The following is a 15,316-nucleotide window of genomic DNA, read 5'->3' as shown; positions in this document are numbered from 1 at the left end:
GCCGAGATCTACGCCCAGCTCGGACTCCAGCTCACCTACGAACCAGGAGCACACCGAGTGATCGCCGAGGCCAAGCCTCCGGCGATCATGTACGAAGGAGAGTGTCGGTGGGGGATTCAACTCATTTCTACATGATCGGTCTCCGCGAGGTTTTCGACCTGTCGCTCCTGGCTGCGGCGACCGGGGCGCAGCGATGACCAGGCGCCTCAGGCTGACGGCGCCAACCGGCGAAGACTGGCCTGACATCGCTGTGCCACCCGCAGCCGTGGCATCTACGTCTCGGGATCGACGGGCACACCGAGACCCGGTGGGCCACCGACTGCCTGCCGACCCCCCGCCTTTGCAGTGCGGGGATTCTCGGGCGTGCTGTCCGGCCCCGCCTCCCGTACGCGGGATGGCGAGGCGTAACTGGTCAGGTTCCCCGTTCCGATGGTTCTGACGCGTAGTCCTTCTTGTTCAGGTGCCGTCGGCGAGCGCGTCCTGGACCTGAGTGATGCGGCTGGTGAGTTGCAGCGCCCATTCGAGTTCGGGTGCGGTGGCGGCGAGGTGGCGGCGGGCTGCGTCTTGGTCGTCGAGGAGGGCCACCCAGACTGATATGGACCACAGTGGCTGCCGCGCCATGGCCAGCGGTATGGCGGCCCGCTCGTGCGGTGACAGCCTTGTGCCGAGGCCAGATTGGTAGGCGTCGGCCAGCTCGGTGAGTGGCGCTGGGTCGCTGGTGATGTCGGTGATGTCGACGCTGGTGAAGTACAGGGTGAGCGCGAGATCATCGGTTCGCGGGCGGGCCGCGAGGAAGTCGAAGTCGGTGACCAGGGCGACCTGCCCGTGACGGAACCGGACGTTGTTGTCCCAGAAGTCGCCGTGCACGAACTGACGGCGGGGCTGGATGGGACGGTCCCGCTCGTGGTGGGCGAGGGTTTTGGCGAGGTCATCGGCGAGGTCAGCCAGCCGCGCCTCGGCAGGAGTCGGCTGCCAGGCGCGGATGCGGCGGGTCCCAGCGGCGACGGCCTCCATAAGGCCATCGGCGGCGATGTAGTTGGCGAAGCGGGGTGCCGCCGCGGCCGGGCTGGAGGGGAACGCCTGCAGAAGCGCGTGGATGCGCCCCAGCACCGCCAGCCCCGTTCGCACCCGGGCCAGCGTGTTCATCGCGGCCGGCGCGGCCACATAGGGTTCGACCTCCACGGCCCGGCCCTCGAAGGTCTCCCAGCCACGGCCACCTGCCGCCGGGATGGGCTCAGCGCAGGGCACGCCGTGGCTGGCGAGATGCTGACGGACCGCTTGGAGGGCGGCGACCCGCTGGCCGGTCACAAACGGCCGGTATACCCGGGCCACCTGCAGCGACCGGCCGTCGGTGACCAGCAGGTTCAGATTGCTCGAACCGCCCAGGTCCGGCGCTGGCCCGGCAGGCCACACGTCCCAGTTCGCTCGCAGGAACCCTTCAAGATCCGCCGAGACGACGGCCCTGGTGCCCCGCTGGCCGCCTGCCGCGTCATCCACGGCTTCGAACCCTAGACCGGATGTGACTGGCAGGTCTTCGGCGTGGCTGGTTGATCTACGCGGTGGGTCGCCGACCATGGTGTGGTGCCCCCTGATCCGGGTCCGTCCTATGAGGACCTTGCCGCCGAGAACGCGGAGCTTCGGGTGATGGTCGAGGCGTTGCGGGCTCAGGTTGCTGAATTGATGGCCCGGCTGGGGCAGAACTCGCGGAACTCGTCGGAGCCTCCGTCGTCGGACTCGCCGTCTACCAAGCCGCCCAAAAGGGATGTCGTGCCGTGTCGCGGAGATCTGCGTGAGGCCGCGAAGTTCAATACCAAAGCGTGACGGGTCTCGACGGCGGCGGCCAGGTCGTCACATCCGGGTAGGTGAAGCTCCGGGCGGGTCAGCTGGATCGGGTGGTGGAAGGCGTCCCCACTGAAGTAGGCGTGGACGCCGTCGGAGACGAGGCGCAGTAGCGCGTGCCCGACTGTGTGCCCGGGTGCCAGCTCGAGGGTCAGGCTCGGCGAGACCTGGTAGGGCGTGGGCACGATCCGGACGAGGCCGGCGTCGACGACCGGCCGGACGCACTCGTCGAAGACATTGGGGTTGTACTCGTTGGGATACCGGTCCGGGCGTGCTGTGTCCCAGCGTCGGTACTCTTGGTCGACGAACAGGTAGGTGGCGGCCGGGAAGGTGGGCACCCAGGCCCCGTCGACCTGCCGGGTGTTCCAGCCGCAGTGGTCGTGATGAAGATGTGTACAGAAGACGACGTCGATGGCGTCGGCTGAGACGCCGGCCGCGGCGAGCCGCTCCAGGTATGGAATGTCGAGGCCGTCGAAATAGTGCCCGCGCCCTGTCCGGCCGTTGCCGGTGCAGGGGTCGATGAGTATGGTGAGGTCGTCGACGCTTAGTACCCAGCTGTGGTTCGAGAACCGGAAGGTCATCGACGCGCTGTCCAGGAATCCATCAGGCAATGGCGAGACCCTGCGGGTGATGAGCGCCTCGTCGTCGGTGATGAGGCCGAGCGAAACAGGTATGCTCTGTTCCTCGATACGGTCTACGAGGGCGTTCCCTAAGCTCAGCGTGGGCATGCCGTCAGGCTATCAACGGAGAGGCGTGTGCGGTTCGTGCCCGGCTGGGATAGTCGGCTCTGACAGTCGGCTGAACAGTCCGGAAACATTAGCCGGCCGCATCACGGCTTGGCCGGCCATCGGCAATCAGGCTGTTCTGGTAGGCGAAGATGACGACCTGCACCCGGTCGCGAAGCGCCAGCTTGGACAGAATGCGAGTGACGTGTGTCTTGACGGTTGCCTCGGAGAGGAAGAGGCGTTCGGCGATCTCCGCGTTGGTCAGGCCGGCAATGCGGAGCCCAGTGGCGCCGTCGCCCGCCTCGCCGACTACGCGGATGTCCTCAGCCGCGTTCGCTGCCGGCGAGCGGGCGAACCTGACAGAGGCGACGACGGCAACTGCGTCGGCCGCGGCTGACGCGGAGCGTCACCGATCTCGCGGCGTCAGCGATGTCTCGTCCCTCGGGTACCGCCCGAATGCGACTCCCTCCGGGCGGTCCCGGCTCCTGCTGGCTGGGCATCGCGCACCTCCTCCGCGGTCAGCTGGACCGAATCAGGTGCCGACCGACGTCAGTTGACGACGCCGTCGATCTTGAGAGAGATGATCTTGTCGTATTCGTCCCCGAGCTCCTGGAGGATCTCGTCGGTGTGCTCACCGGCCGCCGGCGCCGGCGAGAGATCCGCCGGACCGCCGTCGAACTGGGCGGGGCCGGCGACGAGCCGGTGGGCCCGGTCGCCGTAGCCGACCTCGGGGGCGTAGCCGTTGGCCAGCACCTGCGGGTCGTTGAGCAGTTCCTCGGCCGCCTGGACAACCGCCCACACGCCCGACATGCCGTCGAGCCGCCGCCGCCACTCGGCCAGCGGCCGGGCCGCGAAGAGGGCGTCCAGCTCGGCCAGGCAGGCCGTGAGATTGGCCGCGCGGTCGGCGGCCGCCGCGAACCGCGGGTCGGTGACGAGACCGGGCCGGTCGAGGCGCGCGCACAGCTCGGGCCAGTGCCGGTCCGCCTGGAGCAGGGCCAGCCAGATCCACCGGTCGTCGGCGGTCCGGAAGCAACTCGTAAGCGGTTCGCCTGGGTTTCGCGGCGCACCGCGGGCAGGCCGCCGGGGATGAGCGCCGCCGCGCACACATCCGGGCCCATCACCCACGTCGCCGTGCCGAGCAGCGACACGTCGACTACCGACGGCTCGCCGTGCCGCTCCCGGCCGAACAGCGCCGCGGCGATCGCGCCCGCCAGCGACAGGCCGCTGATGCCGTCGCCGAACGACGGGCGCGGCGCGACCGGCGCCGCGGCGCCCGGCGGCGTCAGGTGGTGGGCGACGCCGCCGCGCGCCCAGAACAGGGCCGAGTCGTAGCCGCCCCGGTCCCGTTCCGGCCCGCGGTCGCCGGCGCCGTGCGACCGGGCGTAGATGATGCGCGGGTTGACGGCCCGCACGTCGTCGACGTCGAGCCGCAGGCGCGCGCACCGACGGCAGGAAGCTCGTGACGAACACGTCGGCCTCGCGGATCAGGCGGTCCAGGATCTCCCGGCCCGCCGGCCGGGACAGGTCGAGGCCGAGGCTGCGCTTGCCGTGGTTCGCCTGCTCGAACATGAAGTTGAGCCCGAACTCGCCGGGCAGCGTGCCGGCGGTAGTCAGCCCGCGCAGCGGGTCGCCGTGCAGCGGGTGCTCGACCTTGACGACGTCGGCGCCCCACTCGCCGAGCAGCGTCGCGCCGATGGGAGCGAGCCACCACTGCGCGACCTCGACGACCTTGACACCGCGCAGGACGTCGCGCACTACGACCCGCCCGGGGCGGCGGCTCGCAGGTGGCGGGTCGACCGGATGGTCACGTCCCAGCCGTCGGCCTGTGCTCGCAGCGCCCCGACCGTCGCCTGCTGGCGCGGGACGTGGGTGAAGGCGTCGAACTGGAAGTGCCGGAGCGCGTTCAGGTGGGTGATCTTGCTGATCTCGTCGTCCGAGAGGCCGGCGAGGTGGTCCATGGCGCGCTCGGGCGACCGCGGCCAGGTGGTGTCCGAGTGCGGGTAGTCGCACTCCCACGTGATGTTGTCGAGATTCAGGCGGTGGCGGTTCTCGACGCCGACGTGGTCGTCGATGAAGCAGAGGATGACGTGCTCGTTGAAGATCTCGGACGGTAGCCGGCCACCCAGGTCCGTGCCCGACCAGTGCTGGGTGTGCTGGTAGATGTAGTCGACCCGCTCCGTGAAGTACGGGATCCAGCCGATTCCACCCTCGGAGAGGGCCACCCGCAGCGTGGGATGTCTCCGGAAGATCGGGCTCCAGACGAGGTCCGCCGCGGCCTCGATCAGGTTGACCGGGGACAGCGAGTAGGTGCATTCGATCGGTGCGTCCGGCGACGTCGTGGGCACCGTCGAGGACGAGCCCAGGTGCATGCACACGACGGTGCCCTCATCCGCGCAGGCGGCGAAGAAGGGATCCCAGTGGTCGGTGTAGAGGCTGGGCAGGCCGAGGGCATAGGGGCTCGACGAGAACGTGACCGCGTGACAGCCCTTGCGGGCGAGCCGGCGGACCTCCTGCGCGGACGCCTCCGGGTCCCACAGCATCGGCAGTGCGAGCGGAATAATCCGGCCCTTGTGGGTCCCGGCCCACTCGTCGACGTGCCAGTCGTTGTAGGCGCGCACCATCGCCGCGGCCTGGTCGCGGTCCGTGCCGGCCTCGGCGAAGAGCTGGCCGCAGAAACGCGGGAACGACGGGAAGCACATCGAGGCGAGCACGCCGTTGGCGTTCATGTCCATGACACGCGCGTCGATGTCGTAGCAGCCCGGCCGGATCTCCTCGATCGTGGTGGGCTCCCGCCCGTACTCGTCCTTCGGCCGGCCGGCGACCGCGTTGAGCGCGACGTTCGGGATCTCCTGGGCCTCGTAGCGCCAGGCCATCGTCCCGTCGTCCCGGCGCACGAACAGCGGCGCCCTGTCCGCGTACCTGGCCGGCAGCCGTCCCTCGAAGAGGTGGGCCGGTTCGACGACATGGTCGTCGACGCTGACGAGGATGAGGTCATCGATGTTCACGGCGTGCTCCCGGTGGAGCGTGACCCGGCGTGCGCACGTACCGCCGTGACGAGCTCCTCGAACATCACCTCGTAGGGCGCCGTTCGTTCCTCGGCCAGCACGTGTGGCAGATAGTCGGTCACCCACACCAGCCGCGACGACTCGGCGCCGACCGGCTCCACCCGCATCTCCGCGTGGTGGTACTCGGCGCCGGTCAGTGCCGGGACCGTGTACGACGCCCGTCGACGGACCGGGTCGACCGTCAGGTTCCGCTCCCACACCTCCGCGCCGCCCGGCACCGTCACCACGCGGAACTCCCCCTCCCGGCGCTCCGCCACGCACGCCGAGAACACGTGCACCTCCGACCGGCTGTACCGCTCGACGAAGTCCCAGGCCTCCTCCGCCGGGATCTCCAGCACCTTCTCGAAGTAGATACTTCCCATCCGGTCTCCTCTCCCTTTCTCTCGGGTGTCGCAGCCCTCGGGGCTCCGCGGCGGGCGCGCGGGGGGTCTCACGGGAGTGGGGTCGCTGCCTGGTCGATCCAGGCGTCGAAGTCGGTCGCGCGGGCCTGCAGCGCCTGCTGGCCCGCCGGCGAGTCGACGATGAGGAACGCCTCCCGGTCGATGGCCGCGACGAGCTGGCCAGCGACGTCGTCGGGCCTGGCCGCGTTCCGCAGCACCGGGTGGCCGGCCGGGAACTCGTCCAGCAGCATGGGTGTCAGCATCGCGCCGGGGCAGAAGCAGGAGACCTTGATGCCCCGCCCGCGATACGTGATCGCGAGCCATTCGGAGAAGGCGACGGCCGCGTGCTTGGTCACGGAGTAGGTCGCCTTGTGCGGGTGGACCGCGAGCCCGACGAGCGACGCCGTCTGGATGAGGTAGCCGTCGCCGCGCGCGAGCATCGCCGGCAGCACCTCGCGCGCGGCGTACACATGCGCCATCACGTGGAGCTCCCACGCCGCCGCCCAGCGGGCGTTCTCCTGGATCTCGCCGGGCTGGTCGGGCCCTGAGGCACCGGCGTTGCTGAACCAGATGTCGATCTCGCCGTAGGCGCGGCGCGCGAGGTCGGCCACGGCGCGGACGTTCCCCTCCACCGTGATGTCCGTGGCGAGCCCGACGCCGCCGACGGCCGCCGACACCCGCTCTACGCCGGCCGGGTCGAGGTCGGTGATGACGACCTTCGCGCCTTCGGCGGCGAACCGGTGCGCGCAGGCCTCGCCGAGGCCGCCGCCGGATCCGGTGATGACGACGACCCTGTCCTGGAGCTTCATCGCGGATGTTCATCCCTTCAGATCGGACGGGATCCGGGACAGCCCGTCCTGAGGCGCACTGTCCCGGATCCGAGTCGCGGTTTCGCCGCCCGGTTCGGATGCTGATCGGCGTGGCTCAATCCGGGATCGGGGTCTGGCTGAGCGGCGTGTAGGTCGTCGGCTGGCCCTTGTCGTCGAGGGTGGTGCTGAGGCCGCCGCGGACGCAGGAGGCGGGCAGTGCCGGGTTGGCTTTGCCGTTGCAGCGGAAGCGGATGCCGCCGCCGGCCGGCAGGTCCCGTTCCGGCGCCTTCTTGATGGCCGCGGCGATGCCCGCCGGGGTGAGCTCGGATGCGGAGACTCCCTCGAGGGCCTCGCGGAAGCCGGCCATCGAGGCGAACATGCCGATCGCGACGCCGTTGCCGGTGTCGATGTTCGTGCCGTACGTCTCCGAGACGGCCTCGAACTGCTTGACCGACGGGTCGTCGGAGCCGATGGGCGCCGGCGCGCCGATGACCATGCCCTTGAGGAAGCTGCCGGGCACGGCCTTGCGGGTCGAGTCGCCGAGGCACTGGGTGATGCTGGCGGTGGTGCCCGTGTAGCCGACGGAGTTCAGGGCGTTGAAGGCGGCGATGCAGAAGGGCTCGCCGCCGACGACCCAGACGACTCCGGTGCCGTCGGTTGCGATGCGCTGGGCCTGGGGTGTCATGTCGGCCTGGTCCGGTGGGACGGTGACGAGCTGGAGCTCGACGCCGGCGGCCTTGTAGATCGCGGGGGCCTGGGTCTTGTAGATCTGCACGGCGGCCGGGATGTCGATCACGATCGCCGAGACCTTCTTGACGCCCTTCTCCTTGGCGAGGCCGGCCGGGAGGCCGAGCGCGCCGAAGACGGCGTCGGCGAGGACGTGCGCGTTGGGGTCGGTGAGCACGTTGTTGCTGCTCACGCCGGTGAAGAACATCGGGAGGTTCGCGTCGTGCAGCGGCTGCCAGACGGCGTCCGGGTACGCCGGGCCGCCCATGACGACGGCCGCGACGTTCTCCTCGACCATGCGGTTGCCGCAGTCCGTCGCCTTGGCGGGGTCGCCCTGGTCCTCGCACTTGACGAGCTGGATGGGCCGGCCACCAAGCCCGCCCTTCCGCTCGTTGATCCACTTCACGGTCGCGTCGGCCACGCGGCCCTCGACGGAGGAGTCGCTGCCCGGGTACTTGCCGTCGGAGACGAAACCGATCTTGACCGGCGCGCCCTTGGCGGGGTTCATCGGGCCGAGCACGCTGTCGCCGGCGGTCGACGCCGACGCGCTCGGGCCGGTGCTCGTGTCACCGTCCCCGCCACAGCCGGCGGCGAGTAACGTGACGGCCGCCAGCGGCGCCGCTAACAGCGCGAATGTGGAGCGTCGCCTTTTCCGTCTGGGTGCGATGCTGGTTCTGGTGATCTCGACGCGCGGCATATCATTCCTATCCGGTGGTTGTGTGTGCGAAAGCTCCCGCGGCTCGCAGGACGTTTCGGCCCGCTCGGTCGCGGACAATGACTCCGGTGACGTCAGGTCGCCTTGAGGCCGGTCTCGGGCTGCGCCGCACAGGAGCGCAGCATCCAGGCGAGCGTCTCGTAGGCGCCGACCGTGAAGATCACGTCCAGAAGCTCCTGGACGTTGAGTGTCTCCGCGAGGGCCGCCCACGTGCTGTCGTGAATCGCGCCGTCGGCGATCAGTTGGTCGGCGGCGCAGACCAGGGCGGCCTCGATCGGATCCCAGCACGGCGCGTCCGCGCCGCGGGCGATGCCGGCGATCTCGTCATCGTTCAGGCCGGCGTCCCGGGCCAGGAAGACGTGCTCTGCCCACTCGTAGGAGCACTGTCTCAATGTTGCCACCCGGAGGATGAGAATCTCCCGCCGGCGTTCTGACAGCGCGGTGGTCAGCAGGGCATGTGCGTTGAAGGTAAAGAATGCGCGGGCGAGCGTGGGATGATGCGCGAAGATCCCCAGCATGTGCAGGGGCGTGGGCTTGTCCGTGGAACTCGGTAATGGATGCCGCGGCGCCTCGGGCAGCAGGGCGGACATGGCCGCACGCATCTCCCGTGGCCACGCGCCCGGCGGCAGCGGACTGATCCGGTCCATGCGGGTGTCCTTCCTGCTGCTGATGCCGGCGGCGGCTGGCTACTGCGGGCCGAGGCGGGCAACGAGCGGGGGCAGGTCGAAGATGGTGCGGATACCGGGCTCGGCGTCCACCACGTAAGGGACCGCGTTCACGGCCGGGGTCGCGGTGTATCCGGCGAGGTGTTCGGAGTAGCCCTCGTCCGTCCGTCCGTACGCGACCCGCACCTGCATCGGCGCGTCGCCCTTGGTGGTGAACAGCCAGCCCTCGCCGGTGATGTTCCAGTCCGGTTCGAGGTGCGGGGTGACGAACCAGTGCGCGCGGAAGGTCAGGAACGGGCGGCCGTCCCGGAGGCCGGCGACCGTGATGCGCTGGGCGCCCATCGTGCCCTTCTCGATCACGAAGCCGTCCGAGAGCGTGAACGGCTCGGTCGCACGGGCGATCTCGCCGCGGACCTCGAAACCGTCGAGCGGCATGCCGATCGCGTCGGCGAACGCGGTGAGTGACTGCCGGTAGCCCTCCGCGGAGCCCTCCAACAGCCGTGGGTCCATCTCACCGCGCTGCACCGGCGCGCCGAAGCGCATGACCTTGGTGATCATGTCCGGCCCCACCGAGGCCGGGATGTCGGCGTACTCGTCGATGGTGAGCTCGTCGAGCCGTCGCATCGGGTAGGTGAGCGTCATCGGCATCGTGGTCGTGCTGTAGCCGGGGCTGCTGCCGGTCGCGTGGATCGACGTGCCGCCCTGCTCGCAGGCCTGCTCGATCCGTTCCCGGATGGCCGGATCCATCGCCGCGGCGTAGAAGAACTCGTTGCGCGTGGTGACGACGTTGATGCCGGCGCTCAGCAGCTGCGCCAGGTCGTCGACGTCGAAACCCTCCTGCATGTAGAGCACGCAGTCAGGCGCCAACGCCAGGACATCCTCGATGTCGCGGGTGGCGAGAATGCCGACCGGGTCGATTCCGGCGAGCACGCCGGCGTCCTTGCCCTCCTTGTCCGCCGAGTGGACGTAAAGGCCGACCAGCTCCAGGTCCGGATGGCCGATGACACCGCGGATGGCCTTCTTCCCCATCCGGCCCGCGGCCCACTGGACGACTCGGTATTTCCTGTCCGGCCGTCGGCCCTGGTGGGGTTTGTCGGGGGTCATCGGATCTCCCTCGGAATCGTCGTGGCCGTCACGCGGTGCGCGGTCCCCGACCGGGCATCGGCGGGGTGCGAGGTCGCGCGCGGCACAGGGGGCGCCCGGCGACGAGAGGCCGATCTGGGCGTCTACCGTCCGGACGGTAGGTAACCTAGGGTGGGTTCGGACCGGTGTCAACGCATCGGCGGCGGTGGTTCTGCGGGGGCTGGTATGTCGGGCTTACCTCGGAGGTTGGTGGGCCGGTGTGGATCGGCTGTCTTGTCGGCGGGCGATCGGCTGTTGCTCTGCGTGACGCGAGGCCGTGGCTTGAGTGGTTGCCGCCCCCTCCTCGCCCCGACGGGAGCGCCCGCCTCGACGCGCACCTGGTCGACGCTCCGGCCCCGGCGTCACGGACACCCATAGAATCGGCAATTGAGCGTGAACGGACGGAGGCTTTCGGTGGTTGACGAGCAGGCGCAGGCCCCGGTGCCGGCGAAGTCCCGCAAGGCGCAGATCATGAAAGCGGCGGGTGACCTGTTCGAAAGAGGCGCCCACCAGGAGGCGTCCATGGAGGCCATCGCGCAACACGTGGGAATTCGCAAGGCTTCCCTGTATTACTACTTCAGCAGCAAGGACGAACTGCTCGGGCAGATGCAGCAGGCCATGATCGAGCCGGTCATCCAGGCACACCAGAGCCGGCTGGACGAGGGCATCCTCGACGCGCGCGGGCTGCTGTTGGGCATGGTGACGGACCTGGTCTCGTTGACGGAGACGCACCCCGGCCACATGCGCATCTATGTCGAGCGCCAGCACGAGCTCCCGGACGCGATCCGCGACAAGATCGTCGAGCAGGCCGACCGCTACGGGGAAATGCTCGTCGACGTTCTCAGGCGAGGAGTGGCCGAAGGAGTTTTCCGTGTCGCCGCCCCGAACCTGACGGCGTTGGCAATCCTGGGCATGTGTCATTCCACCTACCAGTGGTACCGCCCGGGAGGCAGGCGCACCGTCGGGGACATCGCCCAGTATTTCTATGACACCCTCATCACCGGCATCGGGGCCTCTTCCTGATCTCGGTCGCGACACGGCGAACTAGGCGAACAGGTCCGCGACGCGTCGCCGGCCGCCAGAGAACTCCTGCAGCTGGATGGGAGTCCCGTCCGGATCTTCAATGAAGAAGAAGGCGGACACGCGAGTGGTCGTGACCGGGCACAGCGGAGCGACGCCCGCGTCGATCAGCCGCTGGTATGTCGCCTGGGCGTCGGCGACGGTGAGCGCGATCTTGGGCCGTCCGAGATCCTTTGGATAGAAGGGGTCGGGGCCCGCACTGGAGGACGAAGCCCGATGAGGGCTGAAGATCTCCAGGAGGATGCCGTTGATCTCCAGGCCGACCCGGGTCCATCCATCCTGCTCGTCGGTGAATCGAACGACGAAACCGAGGACCCGCGTGTAGAAGTCCAGCGAGGCGGAGAGGTCCCGGACGGTTATTCCCAGGTGTGACAAGCAGTCGATCTTGACCGGTAGGAGATCCATCGCTTCCTCTCGGGTCGTAGGTGTCGAGTCCGTCAGCGGTGCCGCGTCGAGCCGACCGTGCCGGTGACCAGGTCGCGGCCCGGGACCCGGCCACGGGACTCGCGGGTGGCGATCAACGCGGACTGGACGAGGCGGCGGCCGAGGTCGAGCACGTGGCCCACGGTGGTGGGCTGGTCCGGCGCGGTGATGCTGAGAGCCAGCATGACGCGGCCGATCGGGTCGAAGATCGGCGCCGCGACGGTCTTGACGGCGATCTCGTCCGATTCGGTCAGGCCGTCGAACGAGAGCAGCATTTCCCCCGAGATCGCCAGAACCTCGGTGAGGCGCTGCTCGGCGTGGTCGTCGGTGGGATCGCTGCGCATCTTCGCGATGGCGTCGATCATCGCGGGCGCCGCGATGGCCTGCAACGGAACGCTGAACCCCCGGTCGCGGATCTCGGCCAGGACGCCGCGGTAGAGCTCGGTGAGCGGAGCGGGCAGGGCCGCGCGCTCGAGCCACGAGGTCACCGTGCCGTCGTCGGCCCAGGCCAGGAAGACGGCGCCGATCGGGGCGAGCAGCGGCGTGCGGTCGCCGGGGTAACCGATGCTCTGCACAAGCGGCTGTGGGCCCCGGCGGGCCAGGAAGATGATGTCTCGGCCCGCGACAGCTGAGAGGCCGACCTCGACGTCGAGCCCGTCGGCGAGCACCTCGGCCTGCTCTAGGGCGGCGCCGATCGCCGGATGCTGCTCGAGGGCGGCGAACCCCGTCACCGCGAGCGCGGGGCCCAGCACGTAGGTCCGATGCGCCGGGTCCCGGATGAGAAAACCGCTGTCGCACAGCACCGCCAGGGTGGCGTGCGCCGAGGCGATGTTCATCCCGAGATGCGAGACCAGCTCGCTGATCGTGAAGCCCCGGGACGGGTGCGCGGTGAGGAACGCAACGATGTCGACCGCACGGGCGGACGCGGGCGCGGGGCGGGCCATGCCAGCGACGGTAGCCGACCAGCGCAGACAGTGAACCCTTGACGGCAATGTTGGTTTTGCTATAGCAATCTCACTATGTTCGACTTGGCGGGTCGCGTGGTCGTGGTCAGTGGCGGCAACGCCGGCATCGGTCTGGCCTTCGCCCGAGGTGTCGCTCGGGCCGGTGGTGACGTCGTCGTCTGGGGCCGGCGGGCGGACAAGAACGCCGAGGTTGCCAAGGAACTGGCCGGCCTCGGCCACCGCGTGCTCGCCCAGGAGGTCGACGTCAGCGACGAGGCACGCGTCGTCACCGCGATGAACGAGGCGGCGGAGGAGATGGGCCGCATCGACGGCGTCATCGCCAACGCCGGGCTGATGAGCCGGGAGCGCAGCTTCGTCGAGATGACAAGCCAGGCCTGGCACGCCCTGCTGGCGGTCAACCAGCACGGCGCGTTCTTCGCCATGCGCGAGGGCGCCCGGCACATGAAGCGGCGTTACGACGCGGGCGACCCCGGCGGGTCGCTGCTGTTCTGCGCCAGCCTTTCCGCGCTGACCGGCAGCCCCGGCATGCAGCACTACAACGCATCCAAAGGTGCGATGGCGGCCATGTCCCGGGGCATCGCTGTCGAGGCGGGCCGCTACGGGATCCGCTGCAACGTGGTCTGCCCCGGGTACACGGTGAGCGAGACGGTCCAGATTCCGGTCGACAGCCCGCTGTTCGACCGCAACCGCCGGTACAACCCGTCGGGGCGGCCCGGCAACGCCGAGGACTTCGAGGGGATCGGCGTCTACTTCATGAGCGACGAGTCGCGTTACCACACCGGTGACCTCGTGGTCATCGATGGCGGCTGGTTGGCGAACGCGGGAAAGACCGACGTTACGGAGCTGCCGCCATGGCCGTAAAGGTGCTGCGCGTCGAGGGCATGCGCGACGACACCCGTTCGCCCGCCGAGCGGGCCGCCCTGGAGGCCGACGAGGCACGTCCCCTGGACATGAGCATCGACGCGGTGCTCGAGGGTGCGAGCCGGCAGACGGGCCTGGATGACTTCGGCTCGCTCGACTTCACCCAACGTCTCGGCATTCTGCTGGCCGAGGTCGAGGCCGATGACAACGTCTGGCGAACCTACAAGGCGACGTTCCTCGACCAGTGTGTGAAGGCGGCGGCGAACCGGCTGCTCATCCAGCGGTACTGGGACGACCACCCGGACTGCCTGGACGCGCCGATCGAGCGGCCGATCAACGTCATCGCGTTGCCCCGCTCGGGCAGTACCCATCTGGAGAACCTGCTGGCCGCCGACCGGCGGCTGCGGCATCTCCCGGTCTACCTGGCGGCGCAGCCGGCCCCGAGCGTGGGCGAGACGGCCGGGCCGGACGGGGTCGACCCCCGCTGGTCCCGTTCGGACGCGCGGTGGCAACGGCTCAGCCAGAACGAGATCTTCGCGGCGATGCACGAGCACTCACCGGACCACGCCTGCGGCGAGAACGAGCTGCAGATCCCCGACTTCGCCAGTTACCAGTGGGAGTGGATGGCGAACGTCCCCGGCTTCCGTGACCACTACCTCGGCCACCACCAGACGCCGCACTACCGCTACATGAAGAACGTGCTGCGCGCCGTCGCCTGGCAGTTCCCGAGCGACCGGCGCTGGATGCTGAAGTCCAACCAGCACAGCGAGCAGCTGGTCCCGCTGCTGACGACCTATCCCGACGCGACGGTGGTGATGATCCACCGTGACCCGGTCGCCACGATCCAGTCCCTGCTGACCATGCGCGGCATGGCGCTCAAGGCGGGCCAGAAGCGTCCGGACATCGACAGCCACGTCGCCTACTGGGTCGACCGCCTCGAACGGATGCTGCGCAGCTACCTGCGCGACCGGCACCTGGTGCCCGCGGGCCAGCTCGTCGAGCTGCGCTTCGACGAGATCGTCGGCAACGACGTCCAGGCCGCCGCCGGCGTACTGGAACGCGCCGGCCTCACGGTCACCGACGAGACCCGGGCGGACATCGAGCACTACCTGGCGTCACATCCGCGCGGCCGGCGCGGCCGCATCGTCTACGACTTGGAGGGCGACTTCGGGCTCGACGCGGACGAGCTGCGCGCCCGGTTCGCCTTCTACACGGACGCCTTCCAGATCCGGCCCGAGGTCGGAAAGGACCGCACCCGATGAGCAGCCCGGACCCCGAGAACTCGGCGAGCACCGAGAAGCAGCCCCTCAACGCGCTCATCGTCCGGGAGGGCGAAGGCGTCCAGGACGCCGTGCCACTCGGCGACGGCATCTTCGCGTCGAAGGGCATCTCCAACAGCTATCTCGTCACGACGCCGGCCGGCGATCTGCTGATCAACACCGGGATGTACAACGAGGCGGACCAGATCAGGACGCGGTTCTCCGCGGTCAGCGCCAACCCGGTGCGCGTCATCGTGTTCACCCAGGGCCATCCCGACCACGTCGGAGGCTGGTCACAGCTGGACGCACCGGGCATCGAGACCATCGCGCAGGCGAACCATCCGGACGTCCGGGAGTACTTCCACCGGCTGCAGCCGTTCTTCGCCCGCCGCAGCCGCCGGCTCTGGAACCGTGACATCACCAGGGTCGACCCCACCTACCAGCCGCCCGAGCCGGTCCTGACGACCACCTTCCTCGACAGCCACACCTTCACCCTCGGCGGCCGCCGGATCGAGCTGTACTCGACGCCGGGTGGGGAGACGACCGACTCGTTGGTCGTCTGGCTCCCCGACGAGCGCATCCTGTTCACCGGCAACCTGTTCGGACCCCTGTTCGGCCATATCCCGAATCTGTACACGGTCCGCGGCGACAAGATCCGCAGTGCCATCGCCTACCTCCATTC

15 protein-coding genes and 2 pseudogenes are annotated in these 15,316 nt (G+C 69.3%); 5 read left to right on the top strand and 12 right to left on the bottom strand.

The features are described 5' to 3' along the window. Positions 1 to 456 precede the first annotated feature (456 nt). Positions 457 to 1,497: a phosphotransferase enzyme family protein gene (locus BCD48_RS16275; protein ID WP_071049251.1), complete on the bottom strand. Its 1,041-nt coding sequence runs from the start codon at positions 1,495 to 1,497 to the stop codon at positions 457 to 459. Between the two features lie 147 nt (positions 1,498 to 1,644). Here BCD48_RS16275 and BCD48_RS56670 point away from each other — a divergent pair, with 147 nt between their 5' ends. Next, entirely contained in the window at positions 1,645 to 1,821 is a 177-nt protein-coding gene (locus tag BCD48_RS56670) for a DUF6444 domain-containing protein (RefSeq protein ID WP_491677143.1), read from the top strand. 107 nt (positions 1,822 to 1,928) lie between these two features. Here the strand turns inward: BCD48_RS56670 and BCD48_RS53700 are convergent. The 9 genes and pseudogenes from BCD48_RS53700 to BCD48_RS16235 all read right to left on the bottom strand — a co-directional run. Next, positions 1,929 to 2,420, bottom strand: a pseudogene (locus BCD48_RS53700) (MBL fold metallo-hydrolase); the annotation flags it as partial. 235 nt (positions 2,421 to 2,655) lie between these two features. Beyond that, a complete protein-coding gene (locus BCD48_RS46450; protein WP_491677142.1) occupies positions 2,656 to 2,829 on the bottom strand; it encodes a response regulator transcription factor in 174 nt (57 codons plus the stop codon). 284 nt (positions 2,830 to 3,113) lie between these two features. Continuing rightward, a pseudogene (locus tag BCD48_RS16265) lies at positions 3,114 to 4,319 on the bottom strand (CaiB/BaiF CoA transferase family protein). Beyond that, positions 4,319 to 5,569, bottom strand: coding sequence for an amidohydrolase family protein (locus tag BCD48_RS16260; protein ID WP_071049249.1), 1,251 nt, complete (start codon positions 5,567 to 5,569; stop codon positions 4,319 to 4,321). The pseudogene BCD48_RS16265 and the gene BCD48_RS16260 overlap by 1 nt, the downstream one beginning before the upstream one ends. After that, entirely contained in the window at positions 5,566 to 5,991 is a 426-nt protein-coding gene (locus BCD48_RS16255; RefSeq protein WP_071049248.1) for an SRPBCC family protein, read from the bottom strand. The genes BCD48_RS16260 and BCD48_RS16255 overlap by 4 nt, the downstream gene beginning before the upstream one ends. Positions 5,992 to 6,059: 68 nt before the next feature. Further along, positions 6,060 to 6,818 (bottom strand): SDR family oxidoreductase, encoded by a 759-nt coding sequence (locus BCD48_RS16250; protein ID WP_071049247.1) that lies wholly within the window; start codon positions 6,816 to 6,818, stop codon positions 6,060 to 6,062. A 115-nt stretch (positions 6,819 to 6,933) separates the two neighbouring features. Continuing rightward, on the bottom strand, positions 6,934 to 8,241 hold the full coding sequence (locus BCD48_RS16245) for an ABC transporter substrate-binding protein (protein ID WP_071049246.1): 1,308 nt from the start codon (positions 8,239 to 8,241) through the stop codon (positions 6,934 to 6,936). A 92-nt stretch (positions 8,242 to 8,333) separates the two neighbouring features. Further along, positions 8,334 to 8,849, bottom strand: coding sequence for a carboxymuconolactone decarboxylase family protein (locus tag BCD48_RS16240; protein ID WP_312630123.1), 516 nt, complete (start codon positions 8,847 to 8,849; stop codon positions 8,334 to 8,336). 96 nt (positions 8,850 to 8,945) lie between these two features. Further along, positions 8,946 to 10,028, bottom strand: a complete 1,083-nt coding sequence (locus BCD48_RS16235) for an NAD(P)H-dependent amine dehydrogenase family protein (RefSeq protein ID WP_071049244.1) — start codon at positions 10,026 to 10,028, stop codon at positions 8,946 to 8,948. A gap of 432 nt (positions 10,029 to 10,460) precedes the next feature. On the opposite strand from BCD48_RS16235, the gene BCD48_RS16230 reads away from it, so the two are divergent. Beyond that, entirely contained in the window at positions 10,461 to 11,069 is a 609-nt protein-coding gene (locus tag BCD48_RS16230; RefSeq protein ID WP_071049243.1) for a TetR/AcrR family transcriptional regulator, read from the top strand. Positions 11,070 to 11,090: 21 nt separating this feature from the next. Here BCD48_RS16230 and BCD48_RS16225 read toward each other — a convergent pair whose 3' ends face one another. Further along, entirely contained in the window at positions 11,091 to 11,531 is a 441-nt protein-coding gene (locus tag BCD48_RS16225) for a VOC family protein (protein WP_071049242.1), read from the bottom strand. Between the two features lie 32 nt (positions 11,532 to 11,563). Continuing rightward, positions 11,564 to 12,493: an IclR family transcriptional regulator gene (locus BCD48_RS16220; protein ID WP_071049241.1), complete on the bottom strand. Its 930-nt coding sequence runs from the start codon at positions 12,491 to 12,493 to the stop codon at positions 11,564 to 11,566. Positions 12,494 to 12,589: 96 nt separating this feature from the next. Between BCD48_RS16220 and BCD48_RS16215 the strand changes: the two genes are divergently transcribed. From BCD48_RS16215 to BCD48_RS16205, 3 genes are all read left to right on the top strand, one after another. Next, complete coding sequence (locus tag BCD48_RS16215) at positions 12,590 to 13,375, top strand: SDR family NAD(P)-dependent oxidoreductase (RefSeq protein ID WP_241841772.1); 786 nt, start codon at positions 12,590 to 12,592, stop codon at positions 13,373 to 13,375. Next, positions 13,366 to 14,637 carry a sulfotransferase family protein gene (locus BCD48_RS16210; RefSeq protein ID WP_071049239.1) on the top strand — a complete coding sequence of 424 codons (1,272 nt, stop codon included), beginning with the start codon at positions 13,366 to 13,368 and terminating at the stop codon, positions 14,635 to 14,637. The genes BCD48_RS16215 and BCD48_RS16210 overlap by 10 nt, the downstream gene beginning before the upstream one ends. Further along, positions 14,634 to 15,316, top strand: a 683-nt coding sequence (locus BCD48_RS16205) for an MBL fold metallo-hydrolase (RefSeq protein WP_116271537.1), incomplete at its 3' end; no start/stop codon positions are given. The genes BCD48_RS16210 and BCD48_RS16205, both read left to right, overlap by 4 nt.

Origin of the sequence: Pseudofrankia coriaricola (assembly GCF_001854805.1) — a bacterium.
Lineage (GTDB): Bacteria > Actinomycetota > Actinomycetes > Frankiales > Frankiaceae > Pseudofrankia.
Note: the sequence above shows the minus strand (reverse complement) of the source record. Positions and strands in the feature narration are given on the sequence as shown.